The following is a 25,362-nucleotide window of genomic DNA, read 5'->3' as shown; positions in this document are numbered from 1 at the left end:
CTTCCGCCGAGGAGCGACGCGCCGCCGCGGCGCGGCCGCGGCAAGCATGGGCAACGCCGTCGCCCCCACGCATGCAAAGCCGCTCAGCGACGCAGGGCCTCCCAGGCCTTGACCAGGCGCTTCACGGACACCGGCATGGGCGTGCGCAGTTCCTGCGCGAACAAGGCCACGCGCAGCTCTTCGAGCATCCAGCGGAACTCGTCCAGCCGCGCATCGGCCGCGCCCTTGAGCGCCGCACGGGCGCGCTGGTATTGCACCAGCAGCGGCGCCATCTCGGCCATCAGCCGCGCATCGCGCGCCGCGTCGGCGCGCAGCTTGTCGATGCGTGCCTGCGCGGCCTTCAGGTAGCGCGGATAGTGCACCAGCTGGCCATAGGCCGTGTCGCGCACGAACCACTTGCCCATCAGGCCACCGAGCTGCTGCTGCAGGTCGGCGTAGGCCTGCGCATGTGGCTTGGCCTGCGGCAGCTTCTTCTGCAAGGCCGCCCATTCGTTGAGTATCTGGCCGGCCAGCCGGGCGATTTCCTGGGCCACCAGGCCCAGCCTGCCCTTGCCCTCGGCGCGGCGCGCCTCGAAGCTTGCCTCGTCCACCGGCCAGGGTTCGGCCAGGCAGGCCTGTTCCAGCGCGCAGTCGATGATCTGCTCTTTGAGTTCTTCCTGCGTGCCCAGGCTCATGTACAGCATGCCCATGCGTGTGATCTCGGGCAAGTTCTTTTCCAGGAACTTCACCTGGTCGCGCAGGCCCAGGCGGAACAGGCGCAGCAGGCCCGCCCGATGCTGCTGGCGCGCCTGCGCGGGGTCGTCGTACACGTCGAGTTCGCAGTGCGTGCCGCGATCCACCAGCGCCGGGTAGCCGATGAAGGATTGGCCCTTGCGCCGGATCTCCATGATCTCGGGCAGCGTGCCGAAGCTCCATGAAGTGAGGTTCTCGTGCGCCAGGGCCTGCGCCACCTGGTCGTCGCGCGCGGCGAATTTCTGGAACGAGGCCTGGGCCTGGCGGCCGTGCTCGGCCTTGAGCTGATCCAGATTGCGCCCGCCCGAGAGCATGCGGCCGTGCTCGTCGACCACCTTGAAGTTCATGAACAGGTGCGGCGCCAGCGTTTCCAGCTTGAAGTCGCTGCGCGCCGGGCGCACCTTGACGTGTTCCCACATGTCTTCGGCCAGGGCCTCCAGCAGGCCTTGCTGCGGATCGTCGGCGCGCTCGAACCAGCGTTCGTAGAAGCTTGCCGCATAGTCGGGCAGCGGCACGCAGTGGCGGCGCAGTTTCTGCGGCAGCGACTTCAACAGCTGCAGCACTTTTTCCTTGAGCATGCCCGGCACCAGCCACTCGCAGCGCTGCGGGTCGATCTGGTTCAGGGCGAACAGCGGCACCGTCAGCGTGACGCCATCGCGCACCGAGCCCGGCTCGAAGTGATAGTCCAGAGCCATCTGCACGCCCTGCCACTCGACCTTCTTGGGAAAGACGTCAGTGGTGACGCCGGCAGCCTCGTGGCGCATCAGCGCGTCGCGCGTCAGCAGCAGCGCCTGCGCGGCCTGCCTGTCCAGCCCGCGCACCCATTTTTCCAGCGTCGCGGTCTGGCACACGTCGGCCGGGATGAGGCGGTCGTAGAAGGCGTAGATCAGCGCATCGTCGACCAGAATGTCGGGGCGCCGCGACTGGTGCTCGAGCTTCTCGATCGAAGCGATCAGGCGCCGGTTCTGCACTACGAAGGGCAGCTCGCTGTCGATCTCGCCCGGCACCAAGGCCTGGCGGATGAACAGCTCGCGCGCGGCGGCCGCGTCGATCTTGCCGTAATGCACCCGGCGGCCGTGGTATACCGGCAGCCCGTATAACGTGGCGCGCTCGTTGGCCACGACCTGCCCGGCTTTCTTTTCCCAGCGCGGATCCGACCAGTTGCGCCGCAGCAGGTGCGCGCCGGCGCGCTCCAGCCACACCGGGTCAATCTTCGCCACGCAGCGCGCATACAGGCGCGTGGTCTCGACCAGCTCGGCCGCGACGATCCAGCGGCCGGCCTTTTTCACCAGGCGCGAGCCGGGGTGTATGTGGAAGCGGATGTCGCGCGCCCCCAGGTAGCCGGCGCCCTCTTCGCTTTTCAGGCCGATATTGCCCAGCAGCCCGGCCAGCAGCGCCATGTGCACCTGCTCGTAGGTGGCCGGCAATTGATTGGTGCGCCAGCCCTGTTCGCCGGCCAGGGCCGCGAGCTGGGTATGGACGTCGTGCCACTCGCGCAGCCGCAGCGGCGACAGGAAGTTCTGGCGCAGCAGCGCCACCAGCTTGCGCTGCGAGGCCTTGTGGCCGACCTGCTCTTGGTACCAGCGCCACAGCTTGAGATAGGACAGGAATTCCGATTTATCGTCGGCGTAGCGCGCCTGCGCGGCCTCGGCGGCATCGCGCTCGGCCGCCGGGCGGTCGCGCGGATCCTGCACCGACAGGGCGGCGGCGATCACCAGGATTTCCGCCAGGCATTGCTGGTCGCGCGCCGCCAGCACCATGCGCGCCACGCGCGGGTCGACCGGCAGGCGCGCCAGTTCACGCCCCACCTCGGTCAGGCGGTTGGCATCGTCCAGGGCACCCAGTTCCTGCAGCACCTGGTAGCCGTCGGCGATGGCGCGGCCGCTGGGCGCGTCGACGAAGGGGAAGCTTTCGATGTCGTCGAGCCGCAGCGCCTTCATGCGCAAGATTACCGACGCCAGGGAAGAGCGCAGCACTTCCGGGTCGGTGTAGGCCGGCCGGGCGCGAAAGTCGGTTTCGTCGTACAAGCGCACGCACACCCCGGGGCCGATGCGGCCGCAACGCCCGGCGCGCTGGTTCGCCGAGGCCTGGCTGATCGATTCGATGCGCAGCTGCTCGACCTTGTTGCGCCAGGAATAGCGCTTGATGCGCGCCAGGCCGCTGTCGACCACGTAGCGTATGCCCGGCACCGTCAGCGAGGTTTCGGCCACATTGGTGGCCAGCACGATGCGCCGGCTATTGCCCTGCGGCCGGAAGATGCGTTCCTGCTCGGCCTGCGACAGGCGCGCATACAGCGGCAGGATCTCGGCGCCGGCCGGATGCTGCTTGCGCAGCGCCTCGGCCGCCTCGCGGATCTCGCGCTCGCCGGGCAGGAACACCAGCACGTCGCCCGGCCCATGGCGCGCGCACTCGGCCACGCCGTCGACCACCGCGTCGATCAGGTCGCGCTCTTCGTCGGCACCGGCGCGCGCACCGCGCCCCGTATCGCCCCCCGCGGCCTCGGGCTTGTCCTGCGCCACCGGCCGGTACAGGATATCCACCGGATACAGGCGCCCGGACACCTCGACCACCGGCGCCGGCTTGCCCTGGCGCGCGAAATGGCGCGAGAAGCGCTCGGCGTCGATGGTGGCCGAAGTGATGATGAGCTTCAGATCGGGGCGGCGCGGCAGCAGCTGCAGCAGGAAGCCCAGCAGGAAATCGATGTTCAGGCTGCGCTCGTGCGCCTCGTCGATGATGATGGTGCCGTACCTGCGCAGCAGCGGGTCGCGCTGCGATTCCGCCAGCAGGATGCCGTCGGTCATGAGCTTGACGGCCGCGGCCCGCCCGGTGCGGTCGCTGAAACGCACCTGGTAGCCCACCCAGTCACCCAGCTCGGTGCCGAGTTCCTGCGCGATGCGGCGCGCCACCGAAGTGGCCGCCAGGCGGCGCGGCTGGGTGTGGCCGATCATGCCGTACTCGGCGCGCCCCAGTTCCAGGCAGATCTTGGGCAGCTGCGTAGTCTTGCCCGAGCCGGTCTCGCCGCAGACGATGACCACCTGATGGTCGCGGATCGCCGCGGCAATATCGCCGCGGCGCGCGCTGACCGGCAGATCGTCAGGATAAGTGATAGCCGGCAGCGCACGCACGGCGGCCGCCGGCCTGGGGCGGCCCGGCGCGGGGCGGCGCGGCATATTCGCAACTGTTTTGAGGGGTGTTTTAACGGACTCTTGCATAAATCTTCTGTACCTGCGGCAGCAGTTATTATAATTTTGCGTCGATGTTCCCCACGTGGGACGCCCATATTCGCCCCACCCCGCCAACCGGAAGACATGGCCACCAACGACGTAGACACCGTATCCGCGCAGGACGCGCCCGAATTCGCCCCCGCCCAGTTCGTGCGCTGGTTCCGCGAGGTGGCGCCCTATGTGCATGATTTTCGGGGCAAAACCTTCGTCGTGGCGTTCGGCGGCGAACTCGTCGGCGACGGTGCGCTGAACAATCTGGTGCAGGATCTGTCGCTGCTGTCGGCGCTGGGCGTGCGGCTGGTGCTGGTGCACGGTTCGCGCCCGCAGGTCAACGAACAGCTGCGCCTCAAGGGCTTCCAGACGCAGTTCGGGCGCGGCACCGAGCCCACCAGCGTCGAGGCGCTGGAATGCGCCAAAGAGGCCGCGGGCGAAATCCGCCTGGACATCGAGGCCGCCTTCAGCCAGGGACTGCCCAACACCCCCATGTCGCATGCCCACATCCGCGTCATCTCGGGCAACTTCGTAACCGCGCGGCCGGTGGGCATCATCGACGGCGTTGACTACAAGCACACCGGCACCGTGCGCAAGCTGGATATGGACGCACTGCGCAACATCGTCAGCCAGGGCGCAGTGGTGCTGCTCTCGCCGCTGGGCTTCTCGCCCACAGGCGAGGCCTTCAACCTGGCCATGGAAGACCTGGCCACCAGCGTGGCCGTGTCGATGCGCGCCGAGAAGCTGATTTTCCTGACCCAGGGGCGCACCGTGCGCGACCACAACGGCGACGTCGACACCGAGCTGGCCCGCGAAGACGCCGACGCGCTGCTGGCCGAGGGCACGCTGGACGAGGACACGGCCTCGTTCCTGGCGCACGCCTCGCGCGCGGTCAAGCGCGGCGTGGCCCGCGCCCACCTGGTGCCCTACACCCTGGATGGCAGCATACTGCTGGAAATCTTTACCCACGACGGCGTGGGCACCATGGTCGTCGAAGACACGCTGGACGACCTGCGCCCGGCCACGGTCGATGACGTCGGCGCCATCGTCCAGCTGATCGAACCGCTGGAGACCGACGGCACGCTGGTGCCGCGCGGCCGCGCGGTGATCGAGCGCGACGTCGAGAAGTTCACCGTGCTCGAGCACGACGGCGTGATATACGGCTGCGTGGCCCTCATGCCCTACCTGGACGAAGGCATGGCCGAGATGGCCTGCCTGATCGTGCACCCCGAATGGCAGGGCACGGGCGAGGGCGAGATGCTGCTGCGCCACATCGAGTCCAAGGCGCGCGCCCTGGGCGCCAGGCGCCTGTTCGTGCTGACCACGCGCACCTCGCACTGGTTCATGAAGCGCGGCTTCGTGCAGGGCGGCATCGCCGACCTGCCGCGCGAACGCCAGGCGCACTACAACCGTTCGCGCAACAGCCTGATCTTCATCAAGCGGCTGTAGGCGCGCTGTGCGGCTCGGCGCCCGTCTACCTACCGGGCGCCTGCGGGCGCCGAGGCCGCGGCCGACACCGTGAACGGAGAACGAATTTCGCACGGAGCCCCGGCCTTCCCGTCTTTGTCGACCAAGACCTGCCCCTCTTTGACCACCATGCGTATATGGTTCTTCTTTGTCAAAACGGAAATATTCCCCAACGGATCGTCGTCAACGACCAGCAAGTCGGCTGACTTGCCCTCTTGAATTGTGCCGATCTCATCGGGCAAGCCCAGCGCCATCGATGCAACGCGGGTGGCGGCCATGATCGCCTGCATGGGGGTCATCCCTCCTTCGACCAGATTCTCCAGTTCTTGGGCATTTTCTCCATGCGGCAGCAAGGGCCCGCCGACAAAGTCCGTACCCATTGCGATGGGAATGCCAGCACATCTGGCAAGCTGGAAAGCCCGGCTGTGCGGCCCCAATGTTTCCTGCGCCTTGCGCACGGCAATACTGCCGACCCCGTATGCCGCGCCCTGCGCGAGCTTCTTGCTTACGCATAGCGTAGGCACATAGACAATACGCTTTTCAAGCATCAGCTCGAACACCTCGGGATCGTCCAGGAAGTACCCGTGTTCAATGGTTTTCACCCCCGCCTCGAGCGCCAAGCGCACTCCCGCATTTCCACCCGCATGGCTGGCCACGAACGTACCCACCCGATCGGCTTCCTCAACGACCGTACGCACCTCGTCCAGAGTGAACTGCGCCTCTTTGGCGCTTACGATTTCGGACATTATTCCGCCCGACGTAACGACTTTCAAAAAATCGGCTCCGATGCGGAAGTGCTCCCGGCACGCTTTCCTGCACTGGTCGACACCATCCACAATCCGGGACTTGATCGATACGACGTCCGCCCATTCGGGCGGCAGAAACGTCAGATCGCCATGGCCCGACGTGTGGCTCAGCCAGCAGTACGGCGTCACGATCCTCGGCCCCAGCAGCGTCCCTTCTTCGACCGCGGTGCGAAGATGGACGGCGAATTTGCTTCCGCAGTCCCTGACGGAAGTGAAGCCCGCCTTGATGAGGCTTTCCAGATCCCGCGCAGCCCGCAGAATTTTGACTTCTTTGGGCACGCCTATATTGTGGAAATGATCGAGCGTCAGCTCTCCCCACAAATGGACATGGGAATCGATCAGGCCCGGCAACAACACGCGATCCGTAAGATCGACTCTCAAGCAATCGGAGGCCTCGGGAATATCGAGGGCCTCTGTGGGGCGCACTTCGATGATCCGCGAACCACGCACCACCACCGATACGTCGGGCCTGGGTTCGGGGCTGCGGCCATCGATAAGGCGGCCTACGGCGAAAACTATGGTTCGATCTTCCATCGCCTAGCCTACCTTGGTCGATGTGTCGGTGACCCGCGGAGGATCGTAGACGGCCAGCACATACATATCGCCGTCGCCCTGGTTGCGCAGCGAGTGGCGCTTGCCTCCCTTGACTCTTGCGTAGGATCCGGCACGCAAAGGCCAGGTGCGGTCTTCGATCGTGATTTCGCCCACCCCGTCCAGCACATACAGAAAGTGGCTGCACGAGTTGACGTGCGTCACCGAATGGCCGTTCCGGGAAATACGGACATACTCGAGACTGAACGCTTTCGTATATGTCGGATCATTCGCCACAAGCTCCATGATCTGAAACTCACGCGCCCCGCGCAGCACAGACCCGTCTTCCCATGGAAGATCCGCGACGTTTCCTACAGGTTCCATTTTTGTTCTCTCCATTACGCAAACATGTGTCCATCAGGGGTCAATTGACCGTCAACTTGGCACGCGCGACCAGGTCGGCCCATCGCTTCATTTCCTTGTCGAGGAACTTCCTCGTTTCTGCGGGCGAACTCGGCGTGACGACCCAGTATTGAGCCGCGAGCGCTTTCTGCAGTTGGGGATCGGACAAAGCTTTCGTAAAAGCGGCATTGAGCCACGCAACATCCTCTTTGGGCGTGCGCGCCGGCACCACCAGCCCCGCCCAGGCCGTGACATCGATGTGCGGCCAGCCCGATTCCGCCAGCGTAGGGATGTCGGGCAGATAAGGGCTGCGGGTCGCCGAGGTAAGGGCCAAGGCATGCAAAGCGCCAGCCTTGACGTGAGGCATGGAGGTCACCGGCGCGTCGACCATTACTTGCACCCTGCCCGCCATAAGATCGGTCAGCGCGGGCGCGCTGCCCTGGTAAGGAACAAATGTCATGTTTATCCCGGCGTCCAGCTTCAAAAGCTCGGCCGCCAGTTGCGCGGCGCCGCGCGGCTGGGTGGCCGTATAGCTCAAGCGTCCGGGGTGTGCTTTTGCATAGGCCACGAATTCCTGAGGAGTCGTGACCGGAAGAGTCCGGGTGGCCACCAGCATGAACGGCGTCTGGGCCATGATCATTACCGGTTCGAAATCCTTGAGCGCATCGTAGGGCAGATTTCGATTGAAGAGCGGATTGGTAGTGAAGTTCGTACCCACCATCAGTATGGTCGTGCCGTCCGGCGCAGCCCGGGCCGCGACGGCTGTTCCGATCTGCTGTCCGGCCCCGGGGCGGTTCTCTACAATGACCGAAGTCTTCAGGTTTTCGCTGACTTTAGTGGCGACCAAGCGGGCGAGGCTGTCGAATCCGCCCCCGGGCGGGGCGGGAACGATAAGGCGCAGCTGCTTCCCCGCCAGCGTTTGCGCAAAAGAAGCGGTCGGCGACAAGCTGCCGGCTGCGCCTACGCCTACCGACAGGGCAAAACTTACGACAAGCCTGGAAATGGATCTCACAGCTGCCTCCTCGCAGTTATTTTCCGTTCCTACCCAGTGCCAGCGAAACCCCGATGCCAGGCCAATCCCGCAACAGGGCATGCTTCGCCGGCCTCCTATACACAATTCTTATATCGCCCGGAATCGGCCGCCATCGGCCGTCCGTTGCAATTCTTCATCGCTGCAATCGGCCGCACAAGATATGGATAGCATTACTTGCCGCACCCGAATTCAAGCCGGAGCTTCGCTGCCACTCTATGCCGCCCGGTCTCGATTGTCTTGGCCCTACGTGCCACGTGGTTTGTCTGACCGTGCCAGCCACCCATTCCTGGCCGCCCCTATGGAACCGAACCTCACGCCGGGCGGCGGCCGAGCCGCCGGCAGGCCGCGCCGGGCCCGGCACCCGGGGATGGGCGCGCGTACCGGTGCGCCACGCCTGCGCGGCGGCGTGGCAGTACAGCGGGCGGTACAATACATGCCATCGATCAATCCGCAGCAAGGTGTACCGCCATGGCACGTATGGTTCAATGTGTAAAGCTCAAGCGCGAGGCCGAAGGGCTGGACTTCCCGCCTTATCCGGGGCCCCTGGGTACGCGCATCTGGCAAAGCATTTCCAAAGAGGCCTGGCAGGAATGGATCGGCATCCAGACGCGCCTGGTGAATGAAAACCGCCTGAATCTGGCCGACGCCCGCGCGCGCAAATACCTGGCCCAGCAGATGGAAAGCTTTCTGTTCGAGGACTCCGCGGTCGACGCCCCGGGCTACGTGCCCCCCTCGAACTAGGGCCGGTCTGGCGCAAATGGCGGATCGAATTCCGGCGGCGCCTGCCTAGCAGGGTGCTTCGAAAAGAATAAAGACCCGAGCCGCAAGCCCGCCAGGGCCGGGCTCACACTGAAAGGGCGCCGCTGCGGCGCCCTTTCAGCTTCAATTCTTCGGCTTCATTCAGCCACCGCCCCGCGCGGAGGGCGTGCGCCCTATTCCCCGCGCACCAGACGCGCGGCGTTTTCCAGGCCGGTGTGCCGCACGTCGGCGCCGTGCACCAGATAAATTACCTGCTCGGCCATGTTCTTGGCATGGTCGCCGATACGTTCCAGCGAACGGGCGATGAACACCAGTTCGAACACCCCGGCAATGGCGGCCGGATCGCGCAGCGCAGCCATGCCCTCGATGGCGTTGCGCCGGCATGCCTTCCAGTCCTGATCCACGTCTTCGTCGGCCCACAGCACGCTCGAGGCCTTGGGCGTGTCCTGGCGCGCGAAGGCGTCCAGCACGTCGCGCAACATGCCGGTGACCCGCGAGGCCATGCGATCCATGCCTTCCAGCGGATCCGGCTGCGCGGTCGACTCATGCAGCCTGCGCGCGGTCTTGGCGATCTTCTTGGCCTCGTCGCCGCAGCGCTCCATGTCGGTCAGCATTTTCGACACCGACAACAGCAGGCGCAGGTCAATGGCCGCGGGCTGCTGGCGCGCGATCAGCAGGCCGATGCGCTCATCGATCTCGACTTCCAGCCGGTTCACTTCGCGCTCGCGGGCGCGTACGCGTTCGACCTGGTCTTCCCGGCCTTCGGCCAGCACCAGCATGCTGAGGCTCACCATGGCTTCCACCACGCCTCCCATGCTCAGGAACAGCGTGCGGATGGCTTCGAGATCGGCGTCGAATTGCTTGTTGGTGTGTTCGGACATGTGCGGCCCAGTGTCATGTTGCGATAAGCCGCGGGGGTTTGCGCGGGCGCCGGCAAGCAGCACGGCGCCGCCGCGGCCCGCGACGGGATACAACACGGCAGGCTACACGGGGATTGTTACGGCTTCATGACGGCCGGCGCAGTTCGCGCACGCCCTGCTGCGTGGCCAGCAGAGCCACGTTCGCGCCGGCAATGGCGAACAGGCCGCAAGTGACGACACCCGGAATATTATTGATCTCGGCTTCCATGCTTGCGGGAACATCGATGCGCAGCCCTGCGACGTCGAGGATCTGGCAGCCATTGTCGGTGACGAAACCGCTGCGCAATTGCGGCCGCCCGCCCATGAGCTCGAGCCGCCGCGCCACGCTGGCGCGCGCCATGGGAATCACCTCGATCGGCAGGGGAAAGGCGCCCAGCCGCTCGACCAGCTTGGATTCATCGGCGATGCAGACGAAACGCTCGGCCACCGAGGCAACGATTTTCTCGCGCGTGAGCGCGCCGCCGCCGCCCTTGATCATGTTCAGGCCGGCATCCATTTCGTCGGCGCCGTCCACGTACACGGGCATGCCTTGCACCTCGTTCAGGTCGTAGACCTTGATGCCGTGCGCCGCCAGGCGCGCGGCGCTGCGTTCGGAACTGGCCGCCGCCCCCTTGAAGCGCTGCCGATGCAGCGCCAGGGCGTCGATGAACAGGTCGGCGGTGGAGCCCGTGCCTACGCCCAGCACGACGTCGGCGCCCATGAAGGGCAACACATATTCGACGGCCGCCGCGGCGACACGCTGTTTCAGTTCTTGCTGGCTCAACATTTTTCTTTCCTAGTCCAAACGCCCCGATCGCAAACACACCGATCGCATGGGTACGGCCGCATCAGGCGAACAGCGCGGCGTATTTCTTGTCGGTGAACCCCACCGCGACTGTGCCGTCGGGCATGAGGGTCACGGGCCGGCGCACCAGCGCCGGATATTCGGCGACAAGAGCCAGCCACTGTGCATCGTCGGCCGGCTGCTTGCGCTCTTGCGGCAGATTGCGCCAGGTCATCGAGGCCCGGTTCACGAGCTTTTCCCAACCGCCCAACTGCTGCGCCCACTGCTTCAGGCGCGCGGGCGCGATCGGGTGCTCGCGGTAGTCGACGAAGTTGTGGGCCTGCCCGTGCTCGTCCAGCCAGGCCCTGGCCTTCTGGCACGTGCTGCATTTTTCCAAACCGTAAAGTTCCACGGATTTCATCGTATCTCCTGACTATTGCCGCCGTGCGCCATATAGCAGCGCACGCAGCGGCTCTGCAGCCCGGCCGGCACTGCATCGACTCGGCCGTCATTGCATGACGGGCCGGCTATCCATCGCAAGCCCGCATTATGCCTCACCCAGGCGCCGGTAGGCCTGCTCCAGGCCCTGCCAATAGGCCAGGCCCGGCTCGCCCGCCACCTTCAGCAGCGAACGCCGCAGCCGCAGCAGATTGTCGCGGCGCTGCCGCGGCGTCAGCTTGCCGCGGCGGCCGCGGTCGAAATCGATGAGCCAGGCCGCGCCCTGCCGGTCGAGCAGGATGTTGTAGGCGTTCAGGTCGGCGTGCCAGACCCCGGCCTGGTGCATCGCGTGGATGGCGGACGCCACCGCCTGTTGGCTGGGCAAACCCCGATCAACCAGCAGGCGATGCTGCGATGCCCCCTCTCCGGACGCATCGTGCCCCGACGCGCTGCTTGAATCTTCCTCCGGAGATCGGCCGTCATAGTCCGCGCCCGTGGCATCTTTGGGCGACCGCAGAACCGAGGCCAGCGTGGTCACGCCAGGCAGGCGCTCGACCAGTATGGCGGCGCGATAAGTGCAGCCGCTGCGCCACCAGGCCGCGGCCAGCGGCGCGGGCACGGGCAGGCCGCGCGCGTGCATATAGCGCAGCAGCTCGAATTCCGCATAGGAACGGCTGCGCCCGGCGCCGGCCCACACATAGCGGTCGCGGCTGATGCGCGCCACCAGGCCGCCGCGGCGGTAATGCCGCAGCACGGCGGCACCGTATTCCCCTTGGGTGAACCAGGCCGCCTGCCGGCCGCCCTCGCCCACCGGCACGGCGGCGTTGGCCGGCGCCTGCGGATCGAACAGGAAGCCGCCGGGATGGGCCAGCCGCCGCGGATCGTAGCGCATGGCGCCGCCCGGCAAGGCCAGTTCAGCGCAGGAATCTTCAGGCATAACAGCCCCTCAGGCCTTGATCAACAGCAGAAAGATTATCACCAGCAGCATCAGCGCAAATATCATCTTCAGCCGCGGCTCGGGCATGGCGTAGGCGCAGCGCACCCCATAAGGCACGCAGCAGATGCTGCCCGCGGCCAGGGGCAGGCCGATCAGCCAGTGCGCCTGGCCGTGCGCCGTGTAAGTGGCCAGCGCCACCACCACGCCCGGGACGATCATGCTCAGGGCCAGGGCCTGGGCCGAGGTCTGCGACAGGCGAAAATATGTCGTCAGGAACGGTACCGCCAGCACCGAGCCACCCACGCCGAAGATGCCGCTGGCCATGCCGGCCATCACCCCCACCAGGGCAAACCAGCCCTTGTGAACCTGCGCAGGGCTGCGCGCGGGCGGGGGCTGGGCGGCCTTGCCCGAGGCAGCCTTGCCGGCCGCAAATTTATCGGATGCCCCCTTGCGGGCGCCGATCCTGCCCGATTCTCCCCCCTTCGCAACGGTCTTGTTTTTCCTGGGCCGGCTCTGGAAGAAATAGAAAATGGCGATGCACAGGATGAAGGCTGCATAGACCCGCCGCAGCAATATCGGGTCGATGCCCAGCGCGATGCGCGCGCCGATCCAGGTGAACACGATGGAACCCGCCGCCCCGGCCGCCGCCGCATGCCAGTCGATGCGCGCCCGCTGGTTGTACTTGCGCACCGTCAGCAGCACCGCCGGCAGCACCATCACCAGCGCCGTGCCTTGCGCCGCCTGTTGCGGCATGTCGAACACCAGGCCCAGCAAGGGAATGGCCAGCAGGCCTCCGCCTATGCCCAGCACCCCGCCGGTGAAACCTATCAGGGCCCCCGCCAGCAGGCAGCCCAAGCCGACTAAATACCACTCCAACTGACGACTCCTGATTTTGCCGAATTCTGCCCGCTACTCGGGATCATTGCCGCTTGCCACATGCGTTTCAAAGCGGCTGGTCGAAACCCGCGCCCACTGGACACGGCCTGCGAGGCGCCACCTGCTTGCGATGCGCCTGCCTTACTGCACACGGGCGATCGCCGCGTCGACGCGGTCGACCGCCCAGATCTCCAGGCCCTCGATGGCCTGGCGCGGCGCGTTGGCCTTGGGGATGAGTGCCGTGGAAAACCCCAGCTTGGCGGCCTCACGCAGGCGCTCCTGGCCGCGCGGCGCGGGCCGGATCTCGCCGGCCAGCCCGACCTCGCCGAACACCACCAGGCCGCGCGGCAGGGGCCGGTTGCGCAGCGACGACATGATGGCCAGCAGCACTGCCAGATCGGCCGCCGGTTCGGTGATCTTGACCCCGCCCACGGCATTGACGAACACGTCCTGGTCGAAGGTGACGACCCCGGCATGGCGGTGCAGCACCGCCAGCAGCATGGCCAGGCGCGTGCCCTCCAGGCCCAGCGACAGGCGCCGCGGGTTGGGCGCGTTGGCGCCGTCGACCAGGGCCTGGATCTCGACCAGCAGCGGCCGCGTGCCTTCTTGCGTGGCCATCACGCAGGAACCCGATACGCCCTGCTCGTGCTGCGACAGGAATAGCGCGGAAGGGTTGTTCACGCCGCGCAGCCCCTTGTCGGTCATGGCGAACACACCCAGCTCGTTGACCGCCCCGTAGCGGTTCTTGAAGGCGCGCACCAGGCGGAACGCCGAATGCGTGTCGCCCTCGAAATACAGCACCGTGTCGACGATGTGCTCCAGCACCCGGGGGCCGGCCAGCGAGCCGTCTTTGGTGACGTGGCCGATCATCACGATGGCGATGCCGGTCTGCTTGGCCAGGCGGGTAAGCTGGGCGGCGCATTCGCGCACCTGCGACACCGAGCCAGGCGCGGCGCTCAGTTCGCCCGAGTACAGGGTCTGGATGGAATCGATGACGGCCACGCCGGGCCGGTGCTCGGTCAGGGCGGCGACGATGGCCTCGAGGCGTATCTCGGCCAGCAGGCTTACTCCGCTGGTGTCCAGGTCGAGGCGGCGGGCGCGCAGGGCTACTTGTTCGGCGGACTCTTCCCCCGACACATACAAGACATTGACGGCGTGCGACAGCGACACCAGCGCCTGCAGCAGCAGCGTGGACTTGCCTATGCCCGGGTCGCCGCCGATCAGCACCACGCCGCCGGACACCAGGCCGCCGCCCAGCACACGGTCGAATTCGGCAATGCCCGAGGGCTGGCGCGGCTGTTCGCGCGCCTCGACCTGGGCCAGGTTGAGCACCGCGCTGGCGGCGCCCGCCAGCGGCGCGTAGCGGTGCCCGCCGGGCTCGGATTCGACGGATTCCTGCAGGGAATTCCAGGCTCCGCAATGCGGGCACTTGCCCGCCCATTTCAGGCTGGAGCCGCCGCACTCATTGCATATATAGGTGGTCTTGGTTTTGGCCATGCGACAGTGTAACCGGACGGGCATCCGGCTCGGCCAAAGCCGGCGGCGGCCTTGGCACGGAGCGCGGAATCAGATCGGGCTGCCGGATCAGCCCGGGGCGATGCCGCCGGCAGCTTGGGCCTGGGGCGCGGCCCCCATGTCAAAGCACTGCAGCCCTAATGCCTTATGTCTAACGCCCCGCCAGGCTGCCGCCGCCGTCCACGCCCAGCACTTGGCCGGTGATGTAGCCCGCCTCGTCGGACAGCAGGAAAGTGACCGCGGCCGCGACCTCGGCTGGCTGGCCCAGGCGGCCCATGGGAATCGAAGCCAGGGCTTTTTTCTCGCCCTCGCTGCCTACCGGCTGGTTGACGCGGAACAGCTCGGTCTCGATCGGGCCGGGCGACACGGCGTTGACCGTAATGCCGTATTCGGCCAGCTCCAGCGCCCAGGTGTGGGTACAGCCTATGAGGGCGCTCTTGGCCGCGGAGTAGCTGGTGCGCCATATCGAACCATGCGTGGCACGGCTGCAGATGTTGACGATGCGCCCTTCCTTGCGCGCCTTCATGGACGGCACGAAGGCCTGCACGACCTGCACCGCGACGCGCACGTTCAGATCCAGCACTTCGTAGAGCGAGGCCAGATCCACCTCGCCCAGCGGCTCGGGCTTCACGACCCCGACGTTGTTGACGATCGCGTCCACCGGATACTTTTCGCGGATGACACGCAATATGTCTTCCGTTTCGCCGGCGTTCTGCAGATCGCATGAGTACAGGTATCCCGGGAAGTCGATTTCCTGGGTGTGGCGCGCCAGCCCCACCACATGACAGCCCATGTCGGCCAGCCGCCGGGCAATGGCCCAGCCTATGCCTTTAGTGGCCCCGGTAACCAGTACGCATTTGTCTTTCACGATTCGATCCCTAGAAAAAAACCTCGCGCCGCACGGGTCGACACCCGCCGGCCCTGCTTCTCGCCGCCCGCATGCCGCCTGGATCCGCCAGGCAAAAAATCAGTCCCGCTCGATGTGCACGGGCACGCGCGGCGCCAGGGCACACAGCAGCTCATAGCCCACGGTGCCCGAGGCGCGGGCCACATCGTCGACCGGCGGCCCGCCTTCGCCCCACAACACGACCTCGGTGCCGACTTCCGCGTGCGGCACCGGATCCAGGTCGACCGCCAGCATGTCCATGGAAACACGGCCGAGAGTGCGCGTCATTACGCCGCCCACGCAGACCGGCGTACCGGTGGCCGCATGGCGCGGGTAGCCGTCGGCGTAGCCGCAGGCGACCACGCCCACCCGCGTATCGTGCGGCGCCGTGTAGGTGTAGCCATAGCCCACGCCGGCACCGGCTGGCAGCACGTGAGCGCTGATCAGGCGCGAGCGCAGGGTCATGACGGGCCGCAGCCCCAGCCCCGCCGCCGGCCGCTCATCGAAAGGCGTGGCGCCATACAGGCAAATGCCGGGCCGCACCCATTGTTCGCCGGCCGCCACGCAGCGCGCCCACAGGCCGTCGGTAAGGGTCGCGGCGGAATTGCACAGGCTGGCCGAGCCGGGCAGGCCGCGCGCGGCCTCGTCGAACACGGCTATTTGCCGCGCCGTAGCCTGTGCGTCATCGTCGGCGCGCGCGAAATGGGTCATGCGGCCCAAAGCGCCCAGCACGCCGCGCTGCTGCAAGGCCAGGGCGCGGCCATACGCAGGCCGGTACTCGGCGGGCTGGAATCCCAGGCGGTTCATGCCGCTGTCCAGCTTCACCATGGCATCCAGCGGACGGCCTACCGACGCCTGCTCCAGCATGTCGAGCTGCTCGGCGCAATGCACGGTAATAGATATACGATGTTGATCCAACACAGGAATATCGGCGGGCTCGAAGAAGCCTTCCAGCAGCAGAATCGGCCCGCTCCAGCCGGCCTCGCGGCAGCGCACCGCCTCGTTGAGATCGAGCATCGCCAGGCCATCGGCCGCGGCAAAGCCCTGCACGGCATTGAGTATGCCGTGGCCATAGGCATTGGCCTTGATCACCGCCCATACGTGCGGCCGGGCGCGGTCGGCGGCAACCCGAGGGCTGTCCAGGTGACGCCGGACCGCGAGCAGATTGTGCCGCATGGCCGACCATGAAATGTGCGCCGAAATGGGGCGAGGCATGAGTGTTCCCGTAGTCTGCATGTGCGGCCGGTTTTCGTCGGGCCGGGCCGGACATGCCGAAGTCTAATTCAGTTTGCGTGGACAAGTTAAGAGCGCAGTAACAATAGTTTACACAGCGTGCGGATGCAAGCCCGGCCGCACCAAGCCATCCGGCGGGGCCTTGCCGGCCGCGGATACATGCCGATACCGGCGCGATACCGGCGCGCCGCCCGGCGGCCGTGGCAGGCTGCCTGCAGGCACTTAAAATGGAACGACCTGCAACATCTTTCGCGCTTTGCCCATGGCCGTCGACCATTACGAAAACTTCCCGGTTGCCTCGCTGCTGCTGCCCGCGCGCCTGCGCGGGCCGGTCAGGGACATCTATCGCTATGCGCGCAGTGCCGATGACATCGCCGACGAAGGCAGCGACGACGACGCCAGCCGCCTGCGCCGGCTGGCAGCCTACCGCCGCGCGCTGCAGGACATCGGCACCGGCACGCTGGCGCTGGCCGGCGGCGACCCCCTGGCCGAGGTCTTCGTGCCGCTGGCCCGCAGCATCAAGCAGCACCAGTTGCCCCTGCAATGCTTTTTCGACCTGCTCTCGGCCTTCGAGCAGGACGTGCGCCTGCACCGCTACGAAAGCGACGCGCAGCTGCTGGACTATTGCTCGCGTTCGGCCAATCCGGTGGGCCGGCTCATGCTGCACCTGTACCAGGCGGTGTCGCCCGAAAACCTGCGCGCAGCCGACTCGCTATGCACCGGCCTGCAGCTCGTCAACTTCTGGCAGGACGTCGCCGTGGACTGGGCCAAGGGCCGCGTCTACCTGCCGCGTGAAAAACTGCGCCGCCATGGCGTGGACGAGGCGCAGATCGCACGCGGCGACACCGGCCCAGCCTGGCAGCAGCTGATGCGCGCCCAGGCCGCGCAGGCGCGCGAAATGCTGCAGGCCGGCCTGCCGCTGGCGCGCCGCCTGCCCGGGCGCATCGGGCTGGAATTGCGCATGGTGGCCCACGGCGGCCTGCGCATCCTGGAACGGCTGGAACGGATACACTACGACGTATTCCACCACCGGCCGACGCTGCGCAAAAGCGACTGGGCGCTGTTGCTGTGGCGCGCCTTGCGCTGATGCGGCAAGCCCGGCCGCCGCGGGCACAGGCCGCGGCCCGCCGGCTACGCACACTTGCCCGCCCGGCGGGCCGAACCACGAACCCGCAATTCCATAAAGCATGAGCCCCGACGAATACTGCCAGGACAAGGCCGCCCGCAGCGGCTCCAGCTTCTATTACGCATTCCTGTTCCTGCCGCCCGAAAGGCGCAAGGCGATCACCGCCCTGTACGCCTTCTGCCGCGAGGTCGACGACGTGGTGGACGAATGCAGCGATCCGTCCGTGGCCCGCATCAAGCTGGCCTGGTGGCGCGCCGAAGTCGAAAAGATGTTTGCCGGCCAGGCCGAACACCCCGTCACGCAAGCGCTGGCCCCTCACATAGGCCCCTGCGGGCTGGACGCCGCACGCCTGATCGAGATCGTCGACGGCATGGAAATGGATCTGGATCAGGCACGCTATATGGACTGGGCAGAGCTGCGCACATACTGCTGGCGCGCCGCCGGCGTGGTGGGCGAGCTGTCGGCCGGCATCTTCGGCCATACGCAGCCCGCCACCCTGGCCTATGCCGGCAAACTCGGCCTGGCCTTCCAGCTCACCAATATCATCCGCGATATAGGCGACGATGCGCGGCGCGGCCGCATCTACCTGCCCGTCGAAGACCTGCAGCAGCACGACGTCAAGGCCACCGAGATTCTCGACAGCCAATATTCCGAACGCTTCCGGGAGCTGATGCGTTTCGAGACCGCGCGCGCCAGGCAGCTATACCGCGAGGCGGTGCAGGAACTGCCCGAGGCCGACCGCCGCGCGCAGCGTCCCGGGCTGATGATGGCCGCCATCTATCACGCGCTGCTCGACGAAATCGAGCGCGACGGCTGGCATGTGCTGGAGCAGCGCATTTCGCTCACCCCCATACGCAAGTTCTGGCTCGCCTGGAAAACCTGGGTGGGCGGCGGCCGCGGAGTGATCCGGCGCCTGCGCCAATGAAAGCGGCGGTCGTGGGCGCCGGCTGGGCGGGACTGGCCGCCGCCTTGCGGCTGCGCGAGCTGGGCTGGGAAACCACGCTGTTCGAGGCGGGCCGCGAGCCCGGCGGCCGCGCCCGCAGCGTGGATTCCGCCACGCTGGGCATGCGCATCGACAACGGCCAGCACATTCTGCTGGGTGCCTATACCGAAACCCTGGCGCTGATGCGGGAACTGGGCATAGATCCCGAACAGCGCCTGCAGCGCCTGGGCCTGGGGCTGCGCTCGGCCGACGGCCACTATCGCCTGCAGGCCTGGCCGCGACTGCCGCGGCCCCTGCACTTGCTGGCCGGCATCGCCACGGCCCGCGGCCTGGGCTGGCCGGATCGCTGCGCGCTGGCGGCGCTGATGCGGCGACTGCAGCGCCAGCTGTGGCAGACCCCGCCGGCGGCCACCGTGGAACAGTGGCTGAGGGCCGAATGCCAGTCCAATCGGCTGATGCGCCGTTTCTGGCGGCCACTGTGCCTGGCGGCGCTGAACACCGCCCCGCAAGAGGCCTGTGCACAGCTCCTGGCCCATGTGCTGCGCGACAGCCTGGGCGGCCCGCGATCCGCGTCGGACATGCTGCTGCCCCGCACTGGCCTGTCGGAGCTGTGGCCGGCGGACGCCGCCGCCCTGCTCGACATACGTTATGGCCACGCCGTGCGCCGCCTGGCGTGGTTCCCGACGCACGTCGAGCTCGACGGCATGGCCTTCGACGCCGCCATACTTGCAAGCAATGTGCCGGTGGCGCAGCGCCTGCTGCGCCAGTGCCCGTCGGACGCGGCCGGCGGGCTTCCTGTCAGCCAAGCTCTCCGGGATGCGAGGGCTCCTGGCAGCACAGTTCCGGGCGGGACGGATTCAACTGCGGGCACGCCCCGCTGCGCGGCTTCCGAGCGCACCCTTTCGGGTGCGGCCTTCCTGGACGAGCTGGACGCCTTCGACTACCGGCCGATTGCCACCCTGACGCTGCGCTTGGCACGGCCCTGGAACTTGCCCTGGCCCATGCTGATGCTGGAAGACGACCCCGCCCGCGGCTGGCACGGGCAATGGCTGTTCGAGCGCCCGCCGCCGCGGCCGGGAATCGCGGCGGCCCCCGGCATGCCGGATGGCGCGGATTCCCCGGACGCTCCGCCTACCGCCACGGTCGTAGTCAGCGACGCCCGCGCCGCGGCGCAACTGAGCCGCTCGGATCTGGCCGCCGGCATCCAGGCCCAGCTGCGCGCACAAAGCGCCGCCCTGCCCCCCATACCGGAAGTCATCGCCAGCGAGCTGCTGGTGGACAAGCGCGCCACCTTTGCCGCCGTGCCCGGCTTGGCCCGCCCCGGCAACGCCACGCCCTGGCCACGGATATGGGTGGCCGGCGACTGGACCGACACCGGCTACCCGGCGGCGCTGGAAGGCGCGGTGCGCAGCGGCCGGCGCGCGGCGGCGCTGGCCGTGTCCGCACTGGCGGGCGGGCGCTCGACACAGTAATGGCGACACGCCGTGGCCGCGTGGACAAGCGCGCGCGGAACGGGGTAGGATGAATTGATTTTTCCAGAACAGGAATCGCCTTCGACCCCGGTCGCAGGCTAGCCGCGGAAACGAGCCAGCGGCTGCGGCCTCGGGGTGCCATGGCCAGTTACCCAAAACCAGGAAGAGACATCATGGGCAATATCTACGAACAAGACCTGGACAAGACGGCTGCCAACTATGCCGTGCTCACCCCCCTGAGCTTCATCGAACGCGCCGCCGCCGTCTATCCCGAACGCAGCGCCGTCGTGCACGGCAAGCTGCGCCGCAACTGGGGGCAGACCTACGAACGCTCGCGGCGCCTGGCCAGCGCACTGGCGGCGCGCGGCATAGGAATCGGCGACACGGTGGCTGCCATGCTGCCCAACATCCCGGAAATGGTCGAGGCGCATTTCGGCGTGCCCATGAGCGGCGCCGTGCTCAATACGCTGAACACGCGGCTGGATCCCGATACCATCGCCTTCATGCTGAATCACGGCGAGGCCAAGGTGCTGCTGGTGGATCGCGAATTCAGCGCGCTGGTCGCGGCGGCGCTCGGCAAGGTCGACCACCCCGTGCTGGTGATAGACATCGACGACCCCGAATACACCGGCCCCGGCGAGCGCATCGGCGAACTCGACTATGAAGCCCTGCTGGCCGGCGGAGATCCGCAATACGCGTGGCAGCCGCCCGCAGACGAATGGAATGCCATTTGCCTGAACTACACGTCCGGCACCACCGGCAACCCCAAGGGCGTGGTCTACCACCACCGCGGCGCCTACACCAACGCCATCAGCAACATCCTGGAATGGGACATGCCCAAGCATGCCGTGTACCTGTGGACGCTGCCCATGTTCCACTGCAACGGCTGGTGCTTCCCCTGGACGGTGGCGGCGCGCGCCGGCGTCAACGTCTGCCTGCGCAAGGTCGACCCCCAGGCCATCTTCGACCTGATCCGCAGCGCCGGCGTCACCCACTACTGCGGCGCGCCCATCGTGCACAACCTGCTGATCAACGCGCCCGAGGCCATGAAGGCCGGCATCACGCACAAGGTGCACGCCATGGTGGCGGGCGCCGCGCCCCCGGCCGCCATGATCGAAGGCATGGAGCAGCTGGGCTTCGAGCTTACGCACGTCTACGGCCTGACCGAAGTCTACGGCCCCGCCTCGGTCTGCGCGCAGCACGAAGACTGGGCCGCGCTGGACGTGGGCGAGCGCGCCCGCCTCAATGCGCGCCAGGGCGTGCGCTACCACCTGCAGGACGCGATCTCGGTGCTGGATCCCGAAACCATGCAGCCGGTGCCGGCCGATGGCGAGACCATGGGCGAGATCATGTTCCGCGGCAACATCACCATGAAGGGCTACCTGAAGAACCCCGATGCCACGCGCGAGGCTTTCCGCGGAGGCTGGTTCCACACCGGCGACCTGGCGGTGATGTACCCCGACGGCTACGTCAAGATCAAGGATCGCAGCAAAGACATCATCATTTCGGGCGGCGAGAATATATCCAGCATCGAGCTGGAAGACGTGCTGTACCGCCACCCCGCGGTGCTGGCAGCGGCGGTAGTAGCGCGGCCCGACCCGAAATGGGGCGAGACGCCCTGCGCCTTCGTCGAGCTGAAGGCCGGCGCCTCGGCCACTGCCCAGGAACTGGAAGCGCACTGCCGCCAGCACCTGAGCGGCTTCAAAGTGCCGCGCCAGTTCATCTTCGGCGAGCTGCCCAAGACTTCCACGGGCAAGATCCAGAAGTTCGAGCTGCGCAAGCGCGCCGCCTCGACGGCGGCGATCGACGTCTGAGGCGCAGGGTCTGCTGACACCGATCAACAGGTCGCGAATCCATGCAAAACCAGGCTGAACAAGGTGGCCGGCGCAGGGTGCGCGTCCATACACACAAGACGAACAACGCAGGGCGCGACGACTCTTCATCCACGGAGGCGGCCCGCGTGCCGGTTCATGACGACGACACTGCTGCGTAGCCGCGCGGCGGCCTACGGCTGCCTGGCGCTGAGCATGTCGCTGGTGGGCAGCTATGTGGCGCTGTCGCGGCCGCTGGCCGCCGCCATGCCCGTGTTTCTGCTGGCCTGGCTGCGCTTCGGCATAGGTGCGGTGGCGATGCTGCGCTGGCTGCGCAAGCCGGCCACCGAAGCGCCGCTGTCGGCGCACACCCGCACACTCATCTTCCTCGAATCATTTCTCGGCAACTTCCTGTTCACGCTGTGCATGGTGTACGGCGTAAGCCTGAGTTCGGCAGTATCGGCCGGAGTCATCATGTCGGCGATCCCGGCCACCATAGCGCTGATGAGCCGGCTGTTCCTGAAGGAACGCATAGGCCCGCGCACCAGGGCGGCCGTGGCCTGCGGCGTGCTGGGCATAGGCCTGCTGGCGCTGACCCGCGGCGGCGCGGCCGCGGCCGCGGCAGCCGGGGCCACGGCCACCAGCATGCTGTTGGGCGACCTGCTGCTTTTCGGCGCCGTGCTGTGCGAGGCCTCGTATGCGGTGATCGGCAAGCGCCTGACCGCGGTGCTGGGCCCCAAGCGCATCAGCGCCGTCATCAATCTGTGGGGCTTCACGCTGATGACGCCCTTCGGCCTGTACAGCGCCAGCCGCTTCGATTTCCAGAGCGTCACCCCGGGCATCTGGCTGCTGCTCTTGTTCTATGGGTTGGCGGCCAGCGTCTGGACGGTGTGGCTGTGGATGACGGGCCTGAAATCGGTGCCCGCTTCGCAGGCCGGCGTATTCACCGTGATGCTGCCCATCAGCGCCGCACTGGTCGGCATCCTGGTGCTGGGCGAACCCCTGTCGGCGACGCAGCTGTTGGCCTTCGCCATCGCACTGGCGGGCCTGCTGCTGGCCACCCTGCCCGGGCGGCGGCAGAGCCGCCCGGGAGCAGGACGCTAGCAACGACTGTATGCCGATGCAACGATGGCCGCCTGGTCGGTGTCATGATTGCCATGAAAGCTGGCAGCCGGCGAAGCCGACGGCGCCCGGCCCCGATATACAAAACGTGGCGAACGATGGCCCACGGATCTGGCGATGTCCTCCAGTTTTCTGTCGTACCAGGCCCAGGCTCCCATGTTCTCTGGCTCTTCCTGAACCCAAACCAGTTCGGCATCGAGCCGATATCGCACAATATCGGCAAGAGCTTCCGTCGGGACAGGATAGAGGCTTTCGATGCGCACGATCGACACGTCCCACGCTTGGCGGCGTTCCCGTTCCCGCTCCAGCTCGTAGGCTATCTTGCCGGAGCAGAACAGGATCCGGCTCGGCGCCGGGCCAGGTGTCGTAACGATGACGGGTTTGAACGCCGTGCCGGTGCCGAAGTCCTCGAGCGCAGACACGGCGGCAGGCAGCCTCAACAGCGTCTTCGGCGCCATGACGACCAGCGGACAGGCTGAGCCAGACAATACATGCCTTCGCAATAAATGAAAGTAATTTGCCGGAGTCGTGGGATTCGCAATCATGAGATTGTCCCCCGCAGCCAACTGCAGATAACGCTCGATGCGGGCCGACGAATGTTCGGGCCCCTGCCCTTCCAGTCCGTGCGGCAGCAGCATCACCAGTTTCGACGCCTGCCGCCATTTCGCCTTGCCACTGGAAATGAACTGGTCGATCATCACCTGTGCGCCATTGGCGAAATCCCCGAACTGCGCCTCCCAGACGACCAACGTACTGGGCTGCATGAGGCTATAGCCGTATTCGAACCCCAGCGCCGCATATTCCGACAAAGGGCTGTTCACCGCAACGAAGCGGGCCGGAGCACCGAGGTTGTCCAAGGTCACGTGGCGGGCGCCGGTGCGCGTATCGACCAAACAGAAATGGCGCTGCGAGAAGGCGCCCCGCAGCGAATCCTGGCCGCTGAACCTGACCGGAATGCCTTTCATGAGCAAGCTGCCCAAGGCCAGCGCCTCTGCCGTGGCCCACGCCACGCCTTTTTCTGGCAATGCTCTTTCCTCGACCAGTCGCCGCAGCTTGTCCCCTAGCTGCATCCAGGGAGGAACGGTGGATATCGACTCGAGCAGATGCAGCACCTCCTCGCGATCGAGCCCGGTTCCGGGGTCACACTGCGCTGCGTCGCGCATCGCCCGGCTTGCGGCTTCGCACCCGCCTTCGCCGGGCTCCGTGCTGGCAGCCGGCACATGGGCGCCCGCGCCAGCGTAGCCGCCGGCAAGCTCTTGGCGGTATGCCGCCGCCACTTGCCCGCAATCTTCCGCGGACATGACCCCCAGCTCCATCAAATGGTTCTCGAACAGCTCGCGTACGGCAGGCTTGTCATCGATCTGACGATACAGCAAAGGCTGGGTGAACCTGGGTTCATCCATTTCATTGTGGCCATTGCGACGATAGGCGAGCAGATCAATCACGGCGTCGCAGCCATGCTGAATGCGGCAACTCATGGCCATGTCGGCCGCCCGGATCACCGCCTCGGGAGAATCGCCGTTGACGTGCAGGATCAGGCTGTCTATGGCCTTCCAGGGGCCCGTGCAATATTGCGAGGCACGGCCTTCTTCGGGCTGTGTCGTGAACCCGATCTGGTTGTTGATGACGACATGTATCGTGCCGCCCGTGGTGTAAGCCTCGATGCCCGATAACTGCAGCGTCTCGGCCACGACCCCCTGCCCGGCAACAGCGGCATCGGTGTGGAGAATGACACCGAGCACCCGGCGGCGGTCAGCATCCGGCCTCGCATCCTGCGCGGCCCGAACCCCACCGAGCACCACCGGGTCGACTGCCTCCAGATGGGAGGGATTGGGCAGGAGTGTGATCCGCAATTCCCGCCCTCCGATACGCAGAACCGTGCGCAGGCCCAGATGGTAGGGAACATCCGCGCTGTCGGCCGGGAGGCCGGCGAAGGGATACGCTCCTTTGAATTCCGCGAACAAGGCCTCCAGTGGCTTGCCCAGTACATTGGCCATCAGATTCAGACGTCCCCGATGCATGCCGCCTATCAGCACCTCGTCGATGCCTTGATCGGCCGCCCGAACCAGCAGCCGATCCAGGAGTACCGCAGCGGATTCCGCCCCCTCCAGCCCGAACCGCTTTTTCCCCGGAAACCGCTTGCCGAGGAAGCGCTCGAATTCTTCCGCCTGCACCAGCCGGAAGTGGGCGCGGCGCAGCGCTACTTCATCCAAAGGGGGAAGCCCGGATTCCATCCAGGCATCGATCCATCGCACCAATGCGATATTGTCTATATGCGACGACTCGACCGACAGCTTGCCGGTGTATAGCGGCTCGAGCGCGTCGGGATCCGGCACGGCCAGCGGCTGCAGCGCCGGAAGCATTGCCCGGCCGCC

20 protein-coding genes are annotated in these 25,362 nt (G+C 66.7%); 7 read left to right on the top strand and 13 right to left on the bottom strand.

Translation table 11 applies throughout. The features are described 5' to 3' along the window. Positions 1–83 precede the first annotated feature (83 nt). On the bottom strand, positions 84–3,902 hold the full coding sequence (gene hrpA / locus CEY11_RS19795) for an ATP-dependent RNA helicase HrpA (RefSeq protein WP_088605141.1): 3,819 nt from the start codon (positions 3,900–3,902) through the stop codon (positions 84–86). Between the two features lie 138 nt (positions 3,903–4,040). On the opposite strand from hrpA, the gene argA reads away from it, so the two are divergent. Continuing rightward, positions 4,041–5,396 (top strand): amino-acid N-acetyltransferase, encoded by a 1,356-nt coding sequence (gene argA / locus CEY11_RS19790; protein WP_088605140.1) that lies wholly within the window; start codon positions 4,041–4,043, stop codon positions 5,394–5,396. A gap of 29 nt (positions 5,397–5,425) precedes the next feature. On the opposite strand, the gene CEY11_RS19785 is transcribed toward argA, so the two are convergent. The 3 genes from CEY11_RS19785 to CEY11_RS19775 are packed head-to-tail and all read right to left on the bottom strand — an operon-like array spanning position 5,426 to position 8,165. Further along, positions 5,426–6,754, bottom strand: coding sequence for a metal-dependent hydrolase family protein (locus tag CEY11_RS19785; RefSeq protein WP_088605139.1), 1,329 nt, complete (start codon positions 6,752–6,754; stop codon positions 5,426–5,428). Positions 6,755–6,757: 3 nt separating this feature from the next. Next, a complete protein-coding gene (locus CEY11_RS19780; protein ID WP_158215391.1) occupies positions 6,758–7,135 on the bottom strand; it encodes a cupin domain-containing protein in 378 nt (125 codons plus the stop codon). A gap of 40 nt (positions 7,136–7,175) precedes the next feature. Further along, positions 7,176–8,165 carry a Bug family tripartite tricarboxylate transporter substrate binding protein gene (locus CEY11_RS19775; RefSeq protein WP_158215390.1) on the bottom strand — a complete coding sequence of 330 codons (990 nt, stop codon included), beginning with the start codon at positions 8,163–8,165 and terminating at the stop codon, positions 7,176–7,178. Positions 8,166–8,654: 489 nt separating this feature from the next. Here CEY11_RS19775 and CEY11_RS19770 point away from each other — a divergent pair, with 489 nt between their 5' ends. Next, positions 8,655–8,927 (top strand): oxidative damage protection protein, encoded by a 273-nt coding sequence (locus CEY11_RS19770; RefSeq protein WP_088605136.1) that lies wholly within the window; start codon positions 8,655–8,657, stop codon positions 8,925–8,927. Positions 8,928–9,118: 191 nt separating this feature from the next. Here CEY11_RS19770 and phoU read toward each other — a convergent pair whose 3' ends face one another. The 8 genes from phoU to alr form a co-directional block, all read right to left on the bottom strand. Further along, positions 9,119–9,826 carry a phosphate signaling complex protein PhoU gene (gene phoU, locus CEY11_RS19765; protein WP_088605168.1) on the bottom strand — a complete coding sequence of 236 codons (708 nt, stop codon included), beginning with the start codon at positions 9,824–9,826 and terminating at the stop codon, positions 9,119–9,121. A gap of 124 nt (positions 9,827–9,950) precedes the next feature. Continuing rightward, positions 9,951–10,631, bottom strand: a complete 681-nt coding sequence (gene rpiA, locus CEY11_RS19760; protein WP_088605135.1) for a ribose-5-phosphate isomerase RpiA — start codon at positions 10,629–10,631, stop codon at positions 9,951–9,953. Positions 10,632–10,692: 61 nt separating this feature from the next. Then, positions 10,693–11,049, bottom strand: a complete 357-nt coding sequence (locus tag CEY11_RS19755) for a Spx/MgsR family RNA polymerase-binding regulatory protein (protein ID WP_088605134.1) — start codon at positions 11,047–11,049, stop codon at positions 10,693–10,695. Between the two features lie 126 nt (positions 11,050–11,175). Next, positions 11,176–12,003 (bottom strand): lipopolysaccharide kinase InaA family protein, encoded by an 828-nt coding sequence (locus tag CEY11_RS25820; protein WP_233154991.1) that lies wholly within the window; start codon positions 12,001–12,003, stop codon positions 11,176–11,178. A gap of 9 nt (positions 12,004–12,012) precedes the next feature. Further along, positions 12,013–12,879 (bottom strand): sulfite exporter TauE/SafE family protein, encoded by an 867-nt coding sequence (locus CEY11_RS19740; RefSeq protein ID WP_088605133.1) that lies wholly within the window; start codon positions 12,877–12,879, stop codon positions 12,013–12,015. Between the two features lie 141 nt (positions 12,880–13,020). Beyond that, on the bottom strand, positions 13,021–14,376 hold the full coding sequence (gene radA / locus CEY11_RS19735; RefSeq protein WP_088605132.1) for a DNA repair protein RadA: 1,356 nt from the start codon (positions 14,374–14,376) through the stop codon (positions 13,021–13,023). 169 nt (positions 14,377–14,545) lie between these two features. After that, positions 14,546–15,262 carry an SDR family oxidoreductase gene (locus CEY11_RS19730; RefSeq protein ID WP_088605131.1) on the bottom strand — a complete coding sequence of 239 codons (717 nt, stop codon included), beginning with the start codon at positions 15,260–15,262 and terminating at the stop codon, positions 14,546–14,548. A 99-nt stretch (positions 15,263–15,361) separates the two neighbouring features. Beyond that, on the bottom strand, positions 15,362–16,495 hold the full coding sequence (gene alr, locus CEY11_RS19725) for an alanine racemase (protein WP_088605130.1): 1,134 nt from the start codon (positions 16,493–16,495) through the stop codon (positions 15,362–15,364). Positions 16,496–16,775: 280 nt separating this feature from the next. Here alr and hpnC point away from each other — a divergent pair, with 280 nt between their 5' ends. The 5 genes from hpnC (at position 16,776) to CEY11_RS19700 (ending at position 22,969) form a co-directional block, all read left to right on the top strand. Next, complete coding sequence (gene hpnC, locus CEY11_RS19720; RefSeq protein ID WP_088605129.1) at positions 16,776–17,600, top strand: squalene synthase HpnC; 825 nt, start codon at positions 16,776–16,778, stop codon at positions 17,598–17,600. A gap of 100 nt (positions 17,601–17,700) precedes the next feature. Beyond that, positions 17,701–18,564, top strand: coding sequence for a presqualene diphosphate synthase HpnD (gene hpnD / locus CEY11_RS19715; RefSeq protein ID WP_088605128.1), 864 nt, complete (start codon positions 17,701–17,703; stop codon positions 18,562–18,564). Then, positions 18,561–20,054 carry a hydroxysqualene dehydroxylase gene (locus CEY11_RS19710; RefSeq protein WP_088605127.1) on the top strand — a complete coding sequence of 498 codons (1,494 nt, stop codon included), beginning with the start codon at positions 18,561–18,563 and terminating at the stop codon, positions 20,052–20,054. Before hpnD ends, CEY11_RS19710 begins: the two co-directional genes overlap by 4 nt. Before the next feature lie 173 nt (positions 20,055–20,227). Continuing rightward, positions 20,228–21,868, top strand: a complete 1,641-nt coding sequence (locus CEY11_RS19705; RefSeq protein WP_088605126.1) for an acyl-CoA synthetase — start codon at positions 20,228–20,230, stop codon at positions 21,866–21,868. Positions 21,869–22,024: 156 nt separating this feature from the next. Next, the gene (locus tag CEY11_RS19700; protein ID WP_088605125.1) at positions 22,025–22,969 is read left to right on the top strand and encodes a DMT family transporter; all 945 of its coding nucleotides are present in this window, start codon (positions 22,025–22,027) and stop codon (positions 22,967–22,969) included. Here CEY11_RS19700 and CEY11_RS19695 read toward each other — a convergent pair. Beyond that, positions 22,966–25,350: a 2-oxoglutarate dehydrogenase E1 component gene (locus tag CEY11_RS19695; RefSeq protein WP_233154990.1), complete on the bottom strand. Its 2,385-nt coding sequence runs from the start codon at positions 25,348–25,350 to the stop codon at positions 22,966–22,968. The two genes, CEY11_RS19700 and CEY11_RS19695, sit on opposite strands and share 4 nt — an antisense overlap. Positions 25,351–25,362: the final 12 nt, after the last annotated feature.

The sequence above is a fragment of the Candidimonas nitroreducens genome, from assembly GCF_002209565.1.
Taxonomy (GTDB): domain Bacteria; phylum Pseudomonadota; class Gammaproteobacteria; order Burkholderiales; family Burkholderiaceae_B; genus Candidimonas; species Candidimonas nitroreducens.
The sequence above is the reverse complement of the archived record's forward strand: the minus strand, read 5'-3'. Positions and strand labels throughout refer to the sequence as shown.

Coding starts and splice junctions, on each gene's coding strand:
- hrpA (WP_088605141.1), bottom strand. CDS start 3,902: ATGCCGCGCCGCCCCGCGCCGGGCCGCCCCAGGCCGGCGGCCGCCGTG.
- argA (WP_088605140.1), top strand. CDS start 4,041: ATGGCCACCAACGACGTAGACACCGTATCCGCGCAGGACGCGCCCGAA.
- CEY11_RS19785 (WP_088605139.1), bottom strand. CDS start 6,754: ATGGAAGATCGAACCATAGTTTTCGCCGTAGGCCGCCTTATCGATGGC.
- CEY11_RS19780 (WP_158215391.1), bottom strand. CDS start 7,135: ATGGAACCTGTAGGAAACGTCGCGGATCTTCCATGGGAAGACGGGTCT.
- CEY11_RS19770 (WP_088605136.1), top strand. CDS start 8,655: ATGGCACGTATGGTTCAATGTGTAAAGCTCAAGCGCGAGGCCGAAGGG.
- phoU (WP_088605168.1), bottom strand. CDS start 9,826: ATGTCCGAACACACCAACAAGCAATTCGACGCCGATCTCGAAGCCATC.
- rpiA (WP_088605135.1), bottom strand. CDS start 10,631: ATGTTGAGCCAGCAAGAACTGAAACAGCGTGTCGCCGCGGCGGCCGTC.
- CEY11_RS19755 (WP_088605134.1), bottom strand. CDS start 11,049: ATGAAATCCGTGGAACTTTACGGTTTGGAAAAATGCAGCACGTGCCAG.
- CEY11_RS25820 (WP_233154991.1), bottom strand. CDS start 12,003: ATGCCTGAAGATTCCTGCGCTGAACTGGCCTTGCCGGGCGGCGCCATG.
- radA (WP_088605132.1), bottom strand. CDS start 14,376: ATGGCCAAAACCAAGACCACCTATATATGCAATGAGTGCGGCGGCTCC.
- alr (WP_088605130.1), bottom strand. CDS start 16,495: ATGCCTCGCCCCATTTCGGCGCACATTTCATGGTCGGCCATGCGGCAC.
- hpnC (WP_088605129.1), top strand. CDS start 16,776: ATGGCCGTCGACCATTACGAAAACTTCCCGGTTGCCTCGCTGCTGCTG.
- hpnD (WP_088605128.1), top strand. CDS start 17,701: ATGAGCCCCGACGAATACTGCCAGGACAAGGCCGCCCGCAGCGGCTCC.
- CEY11_RS19710 (WP_088605127.1), top strand. CDS start 18,561: ATGAAAGCGGCGGTCGTGGGCGCCGGCTGGGCGGGACTGGCCGCCGCC.
- CEY11_RS19705 (WP_088605126.1), top strand. CDS start 20,228: ATGGGCAATATCTACGAACAAGACCTGGACAAGACGGCTGCCAACTAT.
- CEY11_RS19700 (WP_088605125.1), top strand. CDS start 22,025: ATGACGACGACACTGCTGCGTAGCCGCGCGGCGGCCTACGGCTGCCTG.
- CEY11_RS19695 (WP_233154990.1), bottom strand. CDS start 25,350: ATGCTTCCGGCGCTGCAGCCGCTGGCCGTGCCGGATCCCGACGCGCTC.